This window comes from Paracoccus sp. NIOT.M2S5SZ12 (assembly GCF_057748165.1).
Genome location: NZ_JBYLFR010000009.1, coordinates 115,152 through 131,599, shown reverse-complemented (window position 1 = coordinate 131,599; position 16,448 = coordinate 115,152). Strand labels below are relative to the sequence as shown.

General features: G+C 69.7%; 18 protein-coding genes. 8 read left to right on the top strand and 10 right to left on the bottom strand.

Going from position 1 to position 16,448, the window contains the following annotated elements; translation table 11 throughout:
- The first annotated feature begins 14 nt into the window (after positions 1 to 14).
- Positions 15 to 1,853 (top strand): dihydroxy-acid dehydratase, encoded by a 1,839-nt coding sequence (ilvD, locus tag AC2SGK_RS10380; RefSeq protein ID WP_488323470.1) that lies wholly within the window; start codon positions 15 to 17, stop codon positions 1,851 to 1,853.
- Positions 1,854 to 1,874: 21 nt separating this feature from the next.
- Here the strand turns inward: ilvD and AC2SGK_RS10375 are convergent, their stop codons facing one another.
- Entirely contained in the window at positions 1,875 to 2,333 is a 459-nt protein-coding gene (locus AC2SGK_RS10375; RefSeq protein ID WP_488323469.1) for an Lrp/AsnC family transcriptional regulator, read from the bottom strand.
- Complete coding sequence (locus AC2SGK_RS10370; protein WP_488323468.1) at positions 2,330 to 2,785, bottom strand: Lrp/AsnC family transcriptional regulator; 456 nt, start codon at positions 2,783 to 2,785, stop codon at positions 2,330 to 2,332. Before AC2SGK_RS10370 ends, AC2SGK_RS10375 begins: the two co-directional genes overlap by 4 nt.
- Before the next feature lie 127 nt (positions 2,786 to 2,912).
- Here AC2SGK_RS10370 and ilvC point away from each other — a divergent pair, with 127 nt between their 5' ends.
- Entirely contained in the window at positions 2,913 to 3,935 is a 1,023-nt protein-coding gene (gene ilvC / locus AC2SGK_RS10365) for a ketol-acid reductoisomerase (RefSeq protein ID WP_488323467.1), read from the top strand.
- A 129-nt stretch (positions 3,936 to 4,064) separates the two neighbouring features.
- Here the strand turns inward: ilvC and yghU are convergent, their stop codons facing one another.
- Positions 4,065 to 4,928: a glutathione-dependent disulfide-bond oxidoreductase gene (gene yghU / locus AC2SGK_RS10360; protein WP_488323466.1), complete on the bottom strand. Its 864-nt coding sequence runs from the start codon at positions 4,926 to 4,928 to the stop codon at positions 4,065 to 4,067.
- Between the two features lie 97 nt (positions 4,929 to 5,025).
- On the opposite strand from yghU, the gene AC2SGK_RS10355 reads away from it, so the two are divergent.
- Positions 5,026 to 6,105, top strand: coding sequence for a PA0069 family radical SAM protein (locus AC2SGK_RS10355; RefSeq protein WP_488323465.1), 1,080 nt, complete (start codon positions 5,026 to 5,028; stop codon positions 6,103 to 6,105).
- Here the strand turns inward: AC2SGK_RS10355 and bmt are convergent.
- The 4 genes from bmt to rpsF all read right to left on the bottom strand — a co-directional run bounded on the left by bmt (position 6,102) and on the right by rpsF (position 8,498).
- The gene (gene bmt, locus AC2SGK_RS10350; protein ID WP_488323509.1) at positions 6,102 to 7,058 is read right to left on the bottom strand and encodes a betaine--homocysteine S-methyltransferase; all 957 of its coding nucleotides are present in this window, start codon (positions 7,056 to 7,058) and stop codon (positions 6,102 to 6,104) included. The two genes, AC2SGK_RS10355 and bmt, sit on opposite strands and share 4 nt — an antisense overlap.
- A gap of 163 nt (positions 7,059 to 7,221) precedes the next feature.
- Entirely contained in the window at positions 7,222 to 7,803 is a 582-nt protein-coding gene (gene rplI, locus AC2SGK_RS10345) for a 50S ribosomal protein L9 (protein ID WP_488323464.1), read from the bottom strand.
- A 13-nt stretch (positions 7,804 to 7,816) separates the two neighbouring features.
- On the bottom strand, positions 7,817 to 8,044 hold the full coding sequence (rpsR, locus tag AC2SGK_RS10340; RefSeq protein WP_042247758.1) for a 30S ribosomal protein S18: 228 nt from the start codon (positions 8,042 to 8,044) through the stop codon (positions 7,817 to 7,819).
- A 13-nt stretch (positions 8,045 to 8,057) separates the two neighbouring features.
- Entirely contained in the window at positions 8,058 to 8,498 is a 441-nt protein-coding gene (gene rpsF / locus AC2SGK_RS10335; RefSeq protein WP_488323463.1) for a 30S ribosomal protein S6, read from the bottom strand.
- Between the two features lie 250 nt (positions 8,499 to 8,748).
- Here rpsF and AC2SGK_RS10330 point away from each other — a divergent pair, with 250 nt between their 5' ends.
- The 5 genes from AC2SGK_RS10330 to AC2SGK_RS10310 all read left to right on the top strand — a co-directional run bounded on the left by AC2SGK_RS10330 (position 8,749) and on the right by AC2SGK_RS10310 (position 13,199).
- A complete protein-coding gene (locus tag AC2SGK_RS10330; RefSeq protein WP_488323462.1) occupies positions 8,749 to 9,126 on the top strand; it encodes a rhodanese-like domain-containing protein in 378 nt (125 codons plus the stop codon).
- An 83-nt stretch (positions 9,127 to 9,209) separates the two neighbouring features.
- Positions 9,210 to 10,169 carry an agmatinase gene (speB, locus tag AC2SGK_RS10325; RefSeq protein ID WP_488323461.1) on the top strand — a complete coding sequence of 320 codons (960 nt, stop codon included), beginning with the start codon at positions 9,210 to 9,212 and terminating at the stop codon, positions 10,167 to 10,169.
- A 107-nt stretch (positions 10,170 to 10,276) separates the two neighbouring features.
- Positions 10,277 to 11,332, top strand: coding sequence for a peptide chain release factor 1 (prfA, locus tag AC2SGK_RS10320; protein WP_488323460.1), 1,056 nt, complete (start codon positions 10,277 to 10,279; stop codon positions 11,330 to 11,332).
- Positions 11,329 to 12,165, top strand: a complete 837-nt coding sequence (prmC, locus tag AC2SGK_RS10315; protein ID WP_488323459.1) for a peptide chain release factor N(5)-glutamine methyltransferase — start codon at positions 11,329 to 11,331, stop codon at positions 12,163 to 12,165. Before prfA ends, prmC begins: the two co-directional genes overlap by 4 nt.
- Before the next feature lie 254 nt (positions 12,166 to 12,419).
- Positions 12,420 to 13,199 (top strand): DUF4167 domain-containing protein, encoded by a 780-nt coding sequence (locus AC2SGK_RS10310; protein ID WP_488323458.1) that lies wholly within the window; start codon positions 12,420 to 12,422, stop codon positions 13,197 to 13,199.
- Between the two features lie 61 nt (positions 13,200 to 13,260).
- Here the strand turns inward: AC2SGK_RS10310 and rsmA are convergent, their stop codons facing one another.
- Genes rsmA through AC2SGK_RS10295 form a run of 3 tightly spaced genes read right to left on the bottom strand, consistent with a single transcriptional unit; the run spans position 13,261 to position 16,438 of the window.
- The gene (gene rsmA, locus AC2SGK_RS10305; protein ID WP_488323457.1) at positions 13,261 to 14,106 is read right to left on the bottom strand and encodes a 16S rRNA (adenine(1518)-N(6)/adenine(1519)-N(6))-dimethyltransferase RsmA; all 846 of its coding nucleotides are present in this window, start codon (positions 14,104 to 14,106) and stop codon (positions 13,261 to 13,263) included.
- The gene (gene pdxA / locus AC2SGK_RS10300) at positions 14,103 to 15,173 is read right to left on the bottom strand and encodes a 4-hydroxythreonine-4-phosphate dehydrogenase PdxA (protein ID WP_488323508.1); all 1,071 of its coding nucleotides are present in this window, start codon (positions 15,171 to 15,173) and stop codon (positions 14,103 to 14,105) included. Before pdxA ends, rsmA begins: the two co-directional genes overlap by 4 nt.
- The gene (locus AC2SGK_RS10295; RefSeq protein ID WP_488323456.1) at positions 15,170 to 16,438 is read right to left on the bottom strand and encodes a peptidylprolyl isomerase; all 1,269 of its coding nucleotides are present in this window, start codon (positions 16,436 to 16,438) and stop codon (positions 15,170 to 15,172) included. Before AC2SGK_RS10295 ends, pdxA begins: the two co-directional genes overlap by 4 nt.
- Between the last annotated feature and the right edge of the window lie 10 nt (positions 16,439 to 16,448).

Here is a 16,448-nt window from a genome sequence, read left to right as displayed (position 1 = left end):
AAAGGAGACAGCCCATGCCCGCCTATCGTTCCCGCACCACCACCCATGGCCGCAACATGGCCGGCGCCCGGGGCCTGTGGCGCGCGACGGGCGTGAAGGACAGCGATTTCGGCAAGCCGATCATCGCCATCGTCAACAGCTTCACCCAGTTCGTGCCCGGCCACGTCCACCTGAAGGACTTGGGCCAGCTGGTCGCCCGCGAGGTCGAGGCGGCAGGCGGCATCGCCAAGGAATTCAACACCATCGCGGTTGATGACGGCATCGCCATGGGCCATGACGGCATGCTGTATTCGCTGCCTTCGCGCGAGGTCATCGCCGATTCGGTCGAATACATGGTCAACGCGCATTGCGCCGACGCGATGGTCTGCATCAGCAACTGCGACAAGATCACGCCGGGCATGCTGATGGCGTCGCTGCGGCTGAACATCCCCACCGTCTTCGTGTCGGGCGGGCCGATGGAGGCGGGCAAGGTCGTGCTGCAGGACGGTCGCGTCAAGGCGCTGGACCTGGTCGACGCGATGGTCGCGGCCGCCGATGATTCGGTCAGCGACGCGGATGTCGAGGTGATCGAGCGGTCGGCCTGCCCGACCTGCGGGTCCTGTTCGGGCATGTTCACGGCCAATTCGATGAACTGCCTGACCGAGGCCCTGGGCCTATCGCTGCCGGGCAACGGCTCGACGCTGGCGACCCATGCGGACCGCAAGCGGCTGTTCGTCGAGGCGGGCCATCTGGTCGTCGATCTGGCCAAGCGCCATTACGAGGGCGACGACGCCTCGGTCCTGCCGCGCGCCATCGCGAGCTTTGCCGCCTTCGAGAACGCGATGACGCTGGACATCGCGATGGGCGGATCGACCAACACCGTCCTGCATCTGCTGGCCGCCGCGCATGAGGCGGGGGTCGACTTCACCATGTCCGACATCGACCGGCTGTCGCGCAAGGTGCCGGTCCTGTGCAAGGTCGCGCCCGCCAAGGATGACGTTCACATGGAGGACGTCCACCGCGCCGGCGGCATCATGGCGATCCTGGGACAGCTGGACCGGGCGGGCCTTCTGGACACGTCGGTGGGCAGCGTCCATTCCGGCACGCTGGCGCAGGCGCTGGAGCGATGGGACGTCTCGCGCACCGAGGCCGCCAGCGTGCACGACTTCTTCCGCGCGGCGCCCGGCGGCGTGCCGACGCAGACGGCCTTCTCTCAGGATCGGCGCTATGACAGCCTGGACCTGGACCGCGAGAAGGGCGTGATCCGCAGCCCCGAGCATCCGTTTAGCCGCGATGGCGGTCTGGCGGTGCTCTATGGCAACCTGGCCGAGGACGGCTGCATCGTGAAGACCGCCGGCGTGGACGATTCGATCCTGACCTTCGAGGGGCCGGCCCATGTCTTCGAGAGCCAGGACGACAGCGTCAGCGCCATCCTGACCGGCAAGGTCAAGCCCGGAGAGGTCGTGCTGATCCGCTACGAGGGGCCGCGCGGCGGTCCCGGCATGCAGGAGATGCTGTATCCGACCAGCTACCTCAAGTCGAAGGGCCTGGGGAAGGCCTGTGCGCTGGTCACCGACGGGCGGTTCTCGGGCGGCTCCTCGGGGCTGTCGATCGGCCATGTCTCGCCCGAGGCGGCCGAGGGCGGCACGATCGGCCTGGTCGAACAGGGCGACCTGATCCGCATCGACATCCCCAACCGCAAGATCGAGCTGGTCGTGGACGACGCCACCCTGGCGGCACGGCGCGAGAAGCGCGAGGCCGAGGGCTGGAAGCCCGCCAAGCCGCGCCAGCGCAAGGTCTCGACTGCGCTGCGCGCCTATGCCGCGATGACGACCAGCGCGGCGCGCGGCGCCGTCCGCGTCATCCCGGAGTGATCCGCGCGTCGGGGCCTGGGGTCATCCCAGGGGCCCCGGCCGCCGCTCCTCCGACAGCATGACGTTCGCCTCGACCTGGCCCACGCCGGGCAGGGTCATGATACGGCGGCGCAGGATGCGTTCGAAATCGCTGATGTCGCGGGCGGTGATGCGCAGGCGATAGTCGAACTGGCCCAGCACATGCTGAACCAGCTGCACCTCGGGGATGGCGGTCACGGCGCGCTCGAAATCCTCGAGACCGGTGCGGCCCTTGGCGGCCAGCTTGATCCCCAGGAACACCGTCACGCCAAAGCCCAGGGCCGCCTGGTCCAGCACCACGCGCCGCCCCGCGATCACGCCCTTATCGGTCAGCCGCCTGACCCGGCGCCAGGCGGCGGGCTGGCCGATGCCCACGGCGCGGCCCAGATCGGCGGCGCTGCGCGTCGCATCCGCCGCCAGAAGCCGCAGGATCGCCAAGTCGGTCGCATCCAGATCGGTCACAGCGGCAGGCCCTCGCTGTCCTTGATCGTGGCGACCAGCATCAGCGCGTCCAACTCGGCGATATGGGGCAGGGTCAGGATGCGGTCGCGATAGACCTGCTGCCAATGCGCCATGTCGCGCGCAATCACTGACGCACGCCAATCGACGCTGCCCAGAAAGGACTGGATCTCGATCACCTCGGGCACCTGGCGCAGGGCGGCCAGGAATTCGTCGAAGGCGCGCGGATTCGTCTTGTCCAGCGTGAAGCGCAGGCTGACCTCGACCGCCCAGCCCATCGCGCGCCAGTCTATGCGCGCCTGCACGCCCTTCAGGACACCGGCCTCGCGCATCCGCTCCATCCGGCGCCAGAGGCTGGCCGGCGTCACCCCGGCGCGCTCCGCCAGCGCCGCGGCAGGGGCCTCGGGTTCGGCTAGAAGCTGGCGCAGGATGCGGCGATCGATGGTGTCGGGCATGAAAGACATGACAGATGCCATATCAGGGCATGATCCTTTCGCCAAGCGATGTCGTATCGCGTCGTTTGCATGATGTCTGCATGCCATTCCCGCTAGAAAAGGTGCAGCAGATAGGAAGGATACCCCCATGCGCGTTTACTATGACCGCGATTGCGACGTGAACCTGATCAAGGACAAGAAGGTCGCGATCCTGGGCTATGGCAGCCAAGGCCATGCCCATGCGCTGAACCTGCGCGACAGCGGCGCCAAGAATTTGGTCGTCGCCCTGCGCGAGGGCAGCCCCTCGGCCAAGAAGGCCGAGGCCGAGGGCCTCAAGGTCATGGGCATCGCCGAAGCCGCCGCCTGGTGCGACGTGATCATGTTCACCATGCCGGACGAGCTGCAGGCCGAGACCTACAGGAAGTACGTCCATGACAACCTGCGCGACGGCGCGGCGATCGCCTTTGCCCACGGCCTGAACGTCCATTTCGGCCTGATCCAGCCGAAACCCGGCGTCGACGTCATCATGATGGCGCCCAAGGGTCCCGGCCACACGGTGCGCGGCGAATACACCAAGGGCGGCGGCGTGCCCTGCCTGGTCGCGGTGCATCAGGACGCATCGGGCAAGGCGATGGATATCGGCCTGTCCTATTGCTCGGCCATCGGCGGCGGCCGGTCGGGCATCATCGAGACCAATTTCCGCGAGGAATGCGAGACCGACCTGTTCGGTGAGCAGGCGGTCCTGTGCGGCGGCCTGGTCGAGCTGATCCGCTGCGGCTTCGAGACGCTGGTCGAGGCGGGCTATGCCCCCGAGATGGCCTATTTCGAATGCCTGCACGAGGTGAAGCTGATCGTCGACCTGATCTATGAGGGCGGCATCGCCAACATGGACTACTCGATCTCGAACACGGCAGAATACGGCCAGTATGTCACCGGCCCGCGCATCCTGCCCTACGATGAGACCAAGGCCCGCATGAAGGCCGTGTTGACCGACATCCAGCAGGGCAAGTTCGTCCGCGACTTCATGCTGGAGAACGCGGTCGGCCAGCCGACGCTGAAGGCCTCGCGCCGCGCCAATGACGAGCATCAGATCGAGCAGGTCGGCGCCAAGCTGCGCGAGATGATGCCTTGGATCTCCAAGGGCAAGATGGTCGACCGCGCGCGCAACTGACAGGTCAAGGCCGGGGGTTTCACACCCCCGGACCCGCGTGGGATATTTTCTTGAAGAAGAAGCACTCTTTCTTCTTCACTCAAATATCCTGGGGGGCGTCCGAAGGACGGGGGGCAACGCCCCCCATTCTCATGCCTGACGCTTGTCCTCCGTCTGCGTCTGGAAGTCCGACGCATCATGGCGCTCATGCAGCTGTTTTGACGGATCGCCCGACACGTTGTTCACCATGATCCCGCGCTGCACGGCCGGACGCGCCGCGATTTCGGCCTGCCAGCGGTGCAGGTTACGATAGCTGTCAGCGTCCAGGAAGGTCGCCGCATCGCCATAGGCGCCGCCGGTGATCAGCCGCCCGTACCACGGCCAGATCGCCATGTCCGCGATGGTGTAGTCGTCGCCCGCGATGAAGCGCGTCTCGGCCAGGCGCTTGTCCAGCAGGTCCAGCTGCCGCTTGACCTCCATGGTGAAGCGGTCGATCGCATATTCGATCTTGGTGGGCGCATAGGCGTAGAAATGCCCGAAGCCGCCGCCCAGATAGGGGCCCGCGCCCATCTGCCAGAAGAGCCAGTTCAGCGTCTCGGTCCGCGCGGCCGGGTCCTTCGGCAGGAAGGCGCCGTATTTCTCGGCCAGATAGAGCAGGATCGACCCCGATTCGAAGACCCGCTGCGGCGGGCTCACGGAATGGTCCATCAGCGCGGGAATCTTGCTGTTGGGGTTCGCGGCGACGAAGCCGCTGCCGAACTGGTCGCCATCGCCGATCTTGATCAGCCAGGCGTCGTATTCGGCGTCGTGACCCGCCTCCAGCAGCTCCTCCAGCAGGATCGTGACCTTCTGCCCGTTGGGCGTCGCCAGCGAATAGAGCTGCAGCGGATGCTTGCCCACGGGCAGGTCGCGGTCGAACTGCGCGCCGGCGGTGGGCTTGTTGATGCTGGCGAACTGGCCGCCATTCGCCTTGCCTGGGGTCCAGACCTTGGGCGGGGTATAGTCGTCGCTCATGACGTCTCCTGTCGATGTCTGGGGTCAAGATGTGGGCGGGGGCGGGGGACATCAACCGCGCGCTTGCGATGTTCCGTTTATGTTCTATAATCGCCCCATGCTGCCGCCCCGTGACCCAGACCAGCGCCTGAAGGCCCGCGGGGCCGACACCCGCCCCGCCGGGCGGTTCGAGCGTGAGAGCCGCATCCGTGAATCCGACGATTGGGACATCCCGGAGGACCAGTCCCTGCTGCGGACCGAGGTCACGACCGAACGCCCGCGCAGCATCATCACCCGCAACAGCTCTCCGGACATCAGCTTCGACCGGTCGATCAACCCCTATCGGGGCTGCGAGCATGGCTGCATCTACTGCTATGCCCGGCCCAGCCATGCCTATCTGGGCCTCTCGCCGGGTCTGGATTTCGAGACGCGGATCACCGCCAAGCCGGATGCGGCGTCACTGCTGGCGCGCGAACTGGCCCGGCCCAGCTATCGCCCCGCGCCCATCGCGCTTGGCACCAACACCGACCCCTATCAGCCTGTCGAGGCGCGGCTGGCGATCATGCCGGGCATCCTGCGGGTGCTGCGCGACTGGAACCACCCGGTGACGCTGGTGACGCGGGGCCGAACGGTGCTGCGCGATCTAGACCTCTGGGCGGAACTGGCGGCGCGCGATCAGGCGGCGGTGGGGGTCAGCGTGACCACGCTGGACGCGGACCTGGCCCGCGCGCTGGAGCCGCGCGCGCCCGCGCCTGCCACCCGGCTGACGATGATCCGCGAGCTGTCGCGGTCGGGTGTCCCGGTCCGGGTCATGGTCGCTCCGGTCATCCCGGTCCTGACCGAGCCCGAGATCGAATCCATCCTGACCGCCGCGCGCGAGGCGGGCGCGACCACCGCCACGATGATCCCCCTACGCCTGCCGCATGAGGTGGCGCCGCTGTTTCGCGACTGGCTGGAGCGGCACCGCCCCGGCATGGCGGCGCATGTGATGAACCGGGTGCAGGACATGCGCGGCGGGCGCGACAACGATCCGCGCTTCGGGCACCGCTTCCGCGGCGAGGGGCTGCATGCCCAGTTGGCGCAGCAACGGTTCCGGCTGGCGCGGCGCAGGCTGGGCTATCGCGAGGGCGGCCCGGCACTGGATTGCAGCCGGTTCGGCCCGCCGCCGCGCGCCGGGGATCAGCTGTCGCTGTTCTAGTGCCGCGCGCTGGCAAAGCCGCCCAGCTTGGCGGTGATCTGGTCCAGCGAAGGGCGCGGCCCCTGCGGGCGGCTCTCCAGCGCCTTGCGCATGGCGCGCAGATGCGCGGGCATTGTGCCGCAGCAGCCGCCGATCACCCGCACCCCCATGTCGCGGGCGAGGCAGGCGTAATCGGCCATCAGCTCGGGCGTGCCGTCGTAATGGATGTCGCCATGCAGCAGATGCGGCACGCCCGCATTGCCCTTGGCGATGATCGGGCGTTCGTTGCCCGACGCGACGAAGCCCGCCACCGTGCGCAGCAGGTCAGAGGCGCCGATACCGCAATTCGCGCCATAGGCGACGGGCGGATGGGGCAGGGCCTCGACCGCCGCGGCCAGCTGCGCGGGCGTCACGCCCATGATCGTGCGGCCCGCCGTGTCGAAGCTGAGGCAGCCGCACCAGGCCATGCCGACGCGGCGCGCGGCCTCGGAGGCGGCGCGCAGCTCCTCCAGCGAGGCCAGCGTCTCAACCCAGAGGATGTCGGCGCCGCCCTCCCGCAGGGCCTCGGCCTGTTCGTGGAACATCTCGACCGCGCGGGCATGGGTCAGGCTGCCCATGGGGGCCATGAACTCTCCGATCGGCCCGATCGAACCGGCCACGATCACGTCGCGCCCGGCGGCGTCCGCGACCTCGCGGCCGATCTGGGCGGCGCGGCGGTTCATCGCGCCGACTTGGTCGGACAGGCCTGCCATGCGCAGGCGGCTGGCATTTGCGCCGAAGCTGTTGGTCAGGAACAGGTCCGACCCCGCCTCGACCGCGCCGCGATAGAGGCGCGCGACATCCTCGGGGCGGGTCAGGTTCCACAGCTCGGCCGGTTCCTGGCCCAGACCCATGTTCATCAGCGCGGTGCCGGTGGCACCGTCGGCCAAGACATGGGACCGCGTGGACAGCATGCGGCTGAGCGGGTCGGTCATGGTCGCCGTCCTTCGTTGCGGGTCGATGGCGACCGCCCAGAGATCGCCCAAGATCTGGTCCATGATAATCCGTCGGAACTGTGGTGACAATTTCGCGGACAACGAACGAAAAACCGCGCCGGTTTCCCGGCGCGGCAAATTGCCTTAACTTTTGCCGAACCGATCAGTTCCGGTCGTCGTCGCCGTCATTGGCGGCGCCGATGTCGTCGAACAGCTCGGCGATCTCGAACTCGGCCTCGGCATCGGCTTCGGCGGCCAGGTCCTGGATGGACTTGCCCTGAGCCTGCAGCTCGGCCTCTTCGGCGGAACGCGCGACGTTCATGGTGATCGTCGCCTCGACCTCCGGGTGCAGCACGACGGTCACGTCATGCAGGCCCAGCTCCTTGATCGGCTCGCGCAGGACGACCGACTTGCGGTCGACGGTGAAGCCGGCCTCGGTCGCCGCATCGGCCGCGTCACGCGTGGTGACCGAACCGTAGAGCGCGCCCGAATCGGAGGCGGAGCGGATGACCACGAAGGTCTGGCCGTCCAGCTTTTCGGCGATCTTCTGGGCTTCGGCCTTCGACTCCGCGTTGCGGGTCTCCAGCTGCGCCTTCTGACCTTCGAAAGCCTTGATGTTGGCTTCCGACGCACGCATCGCCTTGCCCTGCGGCAGCAGGAAGTTGCGCGCGAAGCCTTGCTTGACGTTCACGACGTCGCCCATCTGGCCCAGCTTGGCCACACGTTCCAGCAGGATGACTTGCATCTCTCAGGTCTCCTTACTTCACGACATAGGGCAGCAGGGCCAGGAAGCGGGCGCGCTTGATGGCACGGGCCAGCTCGCGCTGCTTCTTGGCCGAGACGGCGGTGATGCGCGAGGGCACGATCTTGCCGCGTTCGCTGATGTAGCGCTGCAGCAGGCGGGTATCCTTGTAGTCGATCGCAGGTGCGTTATCGCCCGAGAACGGGCAGACCTTGCGGCGACGGAAGAAGGGTTTGTTGGCCATGGGTCAGATCCTCTCAGTTCCGCTCGCGGCGTTCGCCGCGGTCGCCGCCACGATCACCACGGTCGCCGCGATCGCGGTCGCCACGGTCACCCCGGTCGCCGCGCGGACGGTCGCCACGCTCGCCGCGCTCTTCGCGCTTCTGCATCTGGACCGAGGGGCCTTCCTGATGTTCGTCCACGCGGATGGTCATCACGCGCATCACGTCGTCATGCAGGCGGGCCAGGCGTTCCATCTCCAGCACTGCGGCCGAGGGGGCGTCGGTGCGCAGGAAGGCGTAATGGCCCTTGCGGTTCTTGTTGATCTTGTAGGCCAGGGTGCGCACACCCCAGTATTCGTGCTCGACGACCTTGCCGCCATTGTCGGCGAGAACGGTCGAGAAGTGTTCGATCAGCCCTTCGGCCTGCGTGTTCGACAGGTCCTGGCGGGCGATCAGCACATGCTCGTACAGAGGCATGGCGATCCTTTCGGTGTCTGTGCGCATTTCATCGACGGGTCGTCCCTTCCGCACCCGTCACGAGAGGCTGCGCCGTTACAGAGGAAGCATGGCGGAAGGATGGGGTCTTCTAGCAGCGATCGGCGCGATTGCAAGGCGATTCGCCGTGCCGGCGCCGGGCCGGGGAACCGCATCGCGGCCCGCGCCGTTCCCCGTGACGCGCGCCCGACCGCCGCGCCCATCCCCACCCCTGGCACCGGGAGCGCCGCCGATGAGAACCGAAGAGACCGGGCACGGAACCCTGGAGACCTGGACCCCCGACGAGGTCGCCCGCGCCCTGGCCGCCGACGAGATCGCGATGATCGACGTGCGCAGCCCGGCCGAGTTCATGCAGGAGCATATCGAGGGCGCGCTGCTGGCACCCATGGCCTATATCGTCCCCGAACGCCTGCCCCTGGGCGGAGAGAAGCCGGTGGTCCTCTATTGCGGCGGCTCCAAGCGGTCCGAGGCGGTGGGCAGGCAGATCCTGGAGGCGGGGGTCGTGGACCGCATCGCCCATCTGGAGGGCGGGTTCGGCGCGTGGAAGGCGGCGGGCAAGCCCTATCGCGGCACGGACATGACCACGGGCGCGCCGGTGCTGGTGCGCTGATGGCCCTTGCGGTCGCGCGAGGGCGCGGCCAATCTGCGCCCCGCGGCGCCTAGACCCGCGACGCTCAGCAAGGACAGGATGCGATGGCGCTGGAAGATGCCAAGACCCAGGTCGATCAGGCCTTCACCCGCGACGGCCTGCGGGGCCTGTCCTTCGAGAACGCCTTCGGCGGTGCGACCAGCTTCCTTCGCCGGCGCTATACCAAGGACCTGACCGGGGTCGATGTGGCGGTGACGGGCATCCCCTTCGACCAGGCGGTGACGCACAGGCCCGGCAGCCGCTTCGGGCCCCGCGCGATCCGCGAGGCCTCGACCCTGCAGGCCTTCGATGCGCCCTATGGCTGGGGCTATGATCCGCTGTCGGTGATGGATGTCGTGGATTACGGCGACATGGCGTTCGACTATGCCATGGTGCGCGACGTGCCGGGCCGGATCGAGGCGCATCTGGGCACCATCCTGGACGCGGGCGCGGCGCCGGTGACCTTCGGGGGCGATCATTTCATCACGCTGCCGATCCTGCGCGCGGTGGCGGCGCGGCGCGGGCCGGTCGCGCTGATCCAGTTCGACGCGCATTCCGACACCTGGGTTGATGACGACCCGGAGCGGATCGACCACGGAACCTTCCTCTACAAGGCGATCCGCGAGGGGCTGGTCGATCCGTTGGCCAGCGTGTCGGTGGGCATCCGCACCGACAATCCGGACACGATGGGCGTCACGATCCTGGACGCACCCTCGGTGCATCGGGACGGGGTCGAGGCGACGCTGACGCGCATGCGCGCGGTGGTGGGCGACCGGCCCTGCTATCTGACCTTCGACATCGACGCGCTGGACCCGGCCTTCGCGCCGGGCACGGGCACGCCGGTCTGGGGCGGGCTTGCCAGCTGGCAGGCGGCGGCGCTGCTGCGCGGGCTGGCGGGGGTCGATCTGATCGGCGGCGACGTGGTCGAGGTCTCTCCGCCCTATGACACGACCGGGGCCACGGCCATCGCGGGGGCCCATGTCGGCATGGAGCTGATCGCGCTCTTGGGCTGGGGTCGGCGATGAATGGCGTCCCGCGCCGCGCCGGGGGGCTGCGCGCCCCCCGGACCCCCCCGGCGTCGCGCCGGCAACGGCGGCTTGTCGCCACGCGGGCCGGGGGGTAAGGCGCAGCCATGTTGCCCGAAGACCGCCTTGCCCAGATCGTCCAGCGTTTCGAGTTTCTCGAGGCGCAGCTGAACGACGGCGCCGCCCCCGACCAGATCGCCCGCATCAGCCGCGAATATGCGGAGCTGAAGCCCGTCGTGGCCCAGATCGACCGCTGGCGCGCCGGCCGCGCCGGGCTGGAGGAGGCCCGCGCCCTGCTGTCGGACCCGGAGATGCGCGACCTGGCCCAGGACGAGCTGCGCCGCCTGGAGGCGGAGCTGCCCGCGCTGGAGCGGAATCTGCGCATCGCGCTGCTGCCGCGCGACGCGGCGGATGCGCAGCCCGCGATCCTGGAGATCCGCCCCGGCACGGGGGGCGACGAGGCGGCGCTGTTCGCGGGCGACCTGCTGGAGATGTATCGCCGCCATGCGGAGGGGCAGGGCTGGCAGTTCCAGATGCTGGAGCTGACCCGGACCGAGCTGGGCGGCGTCAAGGAGGCCATCGCCCGGATCGAGGGCGAGGGGGTCTTTGCCCGTCTGAAATACGAATCGGGCGTCCACCGGGTCCAGCGCGTGCCCACGACCGAATCCGGCGGGCGCATCCATACCAGCGCGGCCACCGTCGCCGTCCTGCCCGAGGCGGCCGAAGACGTGGAGATCGACATTCCCGCCGCTGACATCCGCATCGACACGATGCGTGCCTCGGGTGCAGGCGGCCAGCATGTCAACACCACCGATTCGGCGGTGCGCATCACCCACCTGCCCACCGGCATCGTCGTCACCAGCAGCGAGAAGTCCCAGCACCAGAACCGCGCCAACGCGATGGCGGTGCTGCGCGCGCGGCTCTACGACATGCAGCGCGCGGCGGCCGATGCCGAACGCGCCGCCGACCGGCGCGCGCAGGTGGGCAGCGGCGACCGCAGCGAACGCATCCGCACCTACAACTTTCCGCAGGGCCGCATGACCGATCACCGCATCAACCTGACGCTCTATGCGCTGGACCGCATCATGGCGGGCGACCTGACCGAGACCATCGACGCGCTGACCGCGCATGACCAGGCCGCGCGCCTGGCCGAGGCGCTGTGAGGCTGTCGCGCGCCCAGGCCGAGGGCGCGGCGCTGCTGCGCGCGGCGGGCATCGCGGGGGCCGCGCGCGACGCGGACCGCATCCTGGCCGCGGTGCTGGAGATCGAGCCGGGACAGCTGCGCGTGACCGACGACCGCGACCTGACGCCCGACCAGGCAGCGACCTTTCATCGCGGCATCGCCGCGCGCGCCCTGCGCCAGCCGGTCGCGCAGATCGTGGGCTTTCGCGACTTCTGGGCGCATCGGTTCCGGGTGACGCCCGATACGCTGGACCCGCGCCCCGAGACCGAGGCGCTGGTCGAGGCCGCGCTGGCCCGGCCGTGGCGGCGGGTCCTGGACTTGGGGACCGGGACAGGTGCGATCCTGATTTCGCTTCTGGCGGCGCGGGCGGGGACGCAAGGGGTCGGCACCGACATCTCGGAGGCGGCGCTGGCGGTGGCGCGGCACAATGCGCGCCGCATCGGCGTCGATGCCCGGTTCCGCCGCGCCGATTGGTTCGCGGGGGTCGAGGGGCAGTTCGACCTGATCGTGTCGAACCCGCCCTACATCGCGGCGGTCGAGATGCCGCTTCTGGACCCCGACGTGCGCGATTGGGAGCCGCATCAGGCCCTGACCGACGGCGGCGACGGCTTGGGGGCCTACCGTGAGATCGCGGCGGGCGCCCGCGATCATCTGACCGCCCACGGCGCCGTGCTGGTCGAGATCGGGCCAAGCCAGGGCCAGGCGGTCGCAGGCCTTTTCGCGGCCCGGGGCGCGCGGGTCAGGGTGCTGCCAGACCTGGACGGGCGCGACAGGGTGGTGATGGCGGAATTCGGCGGCGATCCGGCGGTTTGACGCCCATTGGCGCGGGTTTTCTGCAGTTTTCCCTTGTCTTGGGGCGCGGGGCATGGTTAGTCGACGGCATGCGACGGGCCTTGGGCCGGCGCATGGGTCAGCCCGAAACCGCCGATACCGAAGGGACGCAGCGACGCGTCGCGGATGGGACAGGTCCGGGCTGAACGGAGAGGTCACCGCCCCCGTAGCCATCCCGCATCACCGTCCAGTTCATTCTGGCACCCCGACGCCCGGAAACCTTGCAGACAAGACTGATGAGATCATCAAAATCCCGCTCGCGTAGCAAATCGAACCGCCAGCGTACGCTGGGGAACATCACCAATCGCGTCTTCGACAGCTCGGGACCCGAGGGCAAGGTGCGCGGCACCCCCCAGCAGATCATCGAGAAGTACCTGACGCTGGCCCGCGACGCCCAGCTGTCCCATGACCGCGTGGCGGAACAGAGCTTCCTGCAGCACGCCGAGCACTATACCCGGATGCTGGGCGAGGCGAACCGTGAGATGGCCGAGCGCCAGGGCCAGCAGGGCCAGGGCCGCGACGACGACCATCAGGGCGGTCACGGCTATCACCAGAACGGCAATGGCAACGGCAATGGCGGTCACCGCGACCAGCGTGACGGCCAGAACCGCGACGGGCAGAACCGCGACGGGCAGCGTGACCATCAGCGCGATCAGGGCCGCGATCAGCAGCGGGACCAGAGCCGCGAGAATCAGGGTCGCGACAATGCGCCGCGCGACGGCGGCTTCCGCGAGGCGCGGCCGGCGCCGCAGGATGAGCAGCCGACACTGCCCGACGTGATCTCGGCCCGCGACGAGGACGGTGCAGCCCCCGTCCACACGCCCGAGACCGACGCCCCGGCCGTCCAGCCCGTCGAGAGCGCGCCCGATGCCGCGCCGAAGCCCGTGCGCAGCCGCGCGCCCCGCAGCCGCGCCCCGCGTCCGGCCGCGCCGGCCGAAGGTGGCGAAGTCGCCGCCCCGGCGCGCAGCCGTCGCAAGCCCGTCCCCGCCGCCCCGCGCGAGGGCGAGGCGGAGTGAGCCTCTGCTGATCTGAAGGGGAGAGGGCGCGCCTGCGGGTGCGCCCTTTTTCGTTCGGGGGTCAGCCCTGCCGCGCGGCCTTGAGCAGGCGGGCCAGCGCGCAGAAGCGTTCCAGGTCGATCTCCTCGGCGCGGGCGGTGGGGGGGATGCCCGCCTCTTCCAGCAGAGCCTCGATCTGCGGATGCAGGGATTTCAGGCTGGCGCGCAGCATCTTGCGGCGCTGGTTGAAGCCCGCCGCCGTCACCTGCGACAGGACCGACGCATCGGCGGGAAAGCGCGGCGCGGGCAGGGCGGTCAGGTGGACAACCGCCGAATGGACCTTGGGCGCGGGCACGAAGGCCTCGGGCGGCAGGGACATCATGATCTGCGCATCCGCGCGCCATTGCGCCAGCAGCGCCAGACGGCCATAGGCCTTCGATCCCGGACGGGCCACGATGCGTTCGGCCACCTCGCGCTGGAACATCAGCGTCAGGGACTGCCAGAAGGGCGGCCAGTCCTTTGGCGTCAGCCAGCGGATCAGCAGTTCGGTGCCCACGTTGTAGGGCAGGTTCGCGGCGATGCGGATGGGCGGCGTCAGATGCGCCAGCGGGTCGATCTCCAGCGCGTCGCCGTTGATGACGGTCAGGCGGCCCGGATAGGCCTCCGCGATCTGTGCCAGCGCGGGCAGGGCGCGGGGGTCCTTTTCGATGGCCAGCACATGGCGCGCGCCGCAGGCCAGAAGGCCGCGGGTCAGTCCGCCGGGACCGGGGCCCACCTCCAGCACGTCGCAGCCGGTCAGCTCGCCCGCCTGCCGCGCGATCTTGTGCGTCAGGTTCAGGTCCAGGAGGAAGTTCTGGCCCAGCTGCTTTTTCGCGCGCAGGTCGTGGGTGGCGATCACCTCGCGCAGGGGGGGGAGGTCGTCGATCATGGTGCCTTGCCGGATGCTGGGGGCATTCTGCCCGTCGCCGGTCGGGCCTCGGACCGATGGCGCCCGTCCGGCGACCCCCTGAGGGTATTGTCGTGAAGAGGAAGCGCGCGGGCGGCGGCCATGTCGGCGGCCAGGCGCAGGGCGGCGATGGTCGATGAGGGATCGGCCAAGCCCTTGCCCGCGATGTCGAAGGCGGTGCCGTGATCGGGCGAGGTGCGGATGAAGGGCAGGCCAAGCGTCGCGTTCACGCCGCCGTCGAAATCCAGCGTCTTGATGGGGATCAGGCCTTGGTCGTGATAGCAGGCGACGGCCGCGTCATAGCGGGCGCGTGCCGGGGCGTGGAACATCGTGTCCGCCGGATGGGGGCCGGTGACGTGCAGGCCCTCGGCGCGCAGCCGCGCGATCAGCGGCGCGATCAGGTCGCGGTCCTGGGTGCCCATCATGCCGCCCTCGCCCGCATGGGGGTTAAGACCGGCCACCGCGATGCGGGGGGCGGAGAGGCCGAAGTCGCGGATCAGCGCGGCATGGGTCAGGCGGATCGCCTGTTCCAGCGCCTGTTCGGTCAGGGCCGCGGGCACCTCCGCCAGCGGGATGTGGATCGTCGCGGGCACCACGCGGCAGGGCGGCGTCACCGTCGTCGAGGCCAGCATCATCGCCACCGGCACGTCGCCCGCCAGATGCGCCAGGAACTCGGTATGGCCCGGGAAGGCAAAGCCTGCGCCGCGGATCAGGGCCTCCTTGCTGATCGGGGCGGTGCAGATCGCCGCGACCTCGCCCGTCATCGCCAGATCGACCGCGCGGGCGATGACCGCGATCACGTCCGCGGCATGGGCCGGGTCGGGGCGGCCGGGCGTGGCGGGGCCCGCGAAGTCATGGCGCAGGACCGGCAGGTGGCCGCGGGGCACGGCGTCGCCCGGGGTCGCCACCGGGGTCCAGGCGGTGCCTTGGGGCAGGTGGCGCGGATCGCCCATCCAGACGATGTCGGCGCCCGCGGCCAAGGCCAGGGGTGCCAGTTCGGGACCGACGCCCGCCGGTTCGCCGCAGGTCAGCAGGACGCGCGCCATCAGGGGCGCCGGATGATCGCGTCGGCGCGCAGATCGGCCAGAAGCCCCTCGGCGGCGGTGTTGATGCGCGTGTTGAACAGCTGGTCGCGGACCTGATCGCGCGAGGGGATGCCGGGGGTCGCGGATTGCGGGATCGCGGCCTCGACCCCGTCATCGGGCAGGGCGGTCGTGGCGACCTGGGCCTGGGCGGCCAGGGCCGGCTGGCGCGAGCACAGCACGACCACGTCGGCCGCCGCCCCGGCCGGGACCACGCCCGCCTCTCCGGCGTCCAGCGAGGCGAGCCGCGCCGCGATCAGCTGCGGGATCGCGCCCTGCGACAGGGTCTGGCGCTGCACGGCGGCGGACGCTTCGCCGGCCTGCACGAAGAGGTCGTCGCAGCCCTGCACGACCGAGGCCAACCGCGCCGCCTCGGTAGTCGAGGCGACCCGCAGCGTCAGGTATTCCAGCAGCTGTTCGCGCGCGCCGGGGCGCAGCGTGCCCTGCGCGTCGCGCAGGTGGAACAGCACCACCGCGCCCTCGACCGGCAGGGGGGGCGTGGTCTGGCCCGGCTGAAGCCCGGCGATGATCGGGCGCAGGCTGGGCGGCAGGTCGTCCAGGGCCAGCATCTCCAGCCGCCCGCCGGCCTCGGCCGAGGGGGTGGCCGAATACTGGCGCGCGGCCTCGGCGAACTGCGCCTCGGTCGGGCGCGAGCCCGAGATGCGTTCGGCCAGCTGCAGGGCCTGCGCCTCTTGGCCCGGAGGAGCGGGGATGATCAGTTCGGACAGAAGGACGCGGTCGATGATCGGGGTCTCGATCACGCGCTGCAGCGCCTGGTCGATCTCGGCATCGGTGATCTCGATGCGGCTCAGCAGGCGGGCGCGCACGACCTCGCGCCAGACGGTGCCGGCCTCGACGAAGTCGCGGAAAACGCCCTCCTCGATGCCCGCGCGTTCCAACTGGGCGATGAAGGAGGCGGCGTCCAGCCCGGCGCGGCCCGCGAATTCCTCAAGACCCTCCTGCAGGCCCTCCGGGGTGATCTCGATGCCGATCTGGCGGGCGGCCTGCACGCGCAGCCGGTCGTCGATCAGCGCCTGTTCGGCGGCGGCGGCGCTGGCATCGGGGGCGCCGATGACCTGCAGGAACCGCATCCGCTGATCGACCTCATAGGCGGTCACGGCGCTGTCGTTCACATAGACGACGGGCGCGAACAGGTTCTGCGCCGCCACTGGCGCCGCGGCCCCGGTGGCGATGACCGCCGCCAAAGCGATACCCGAAAGGAAATGCCGCATTTTTGCCCTC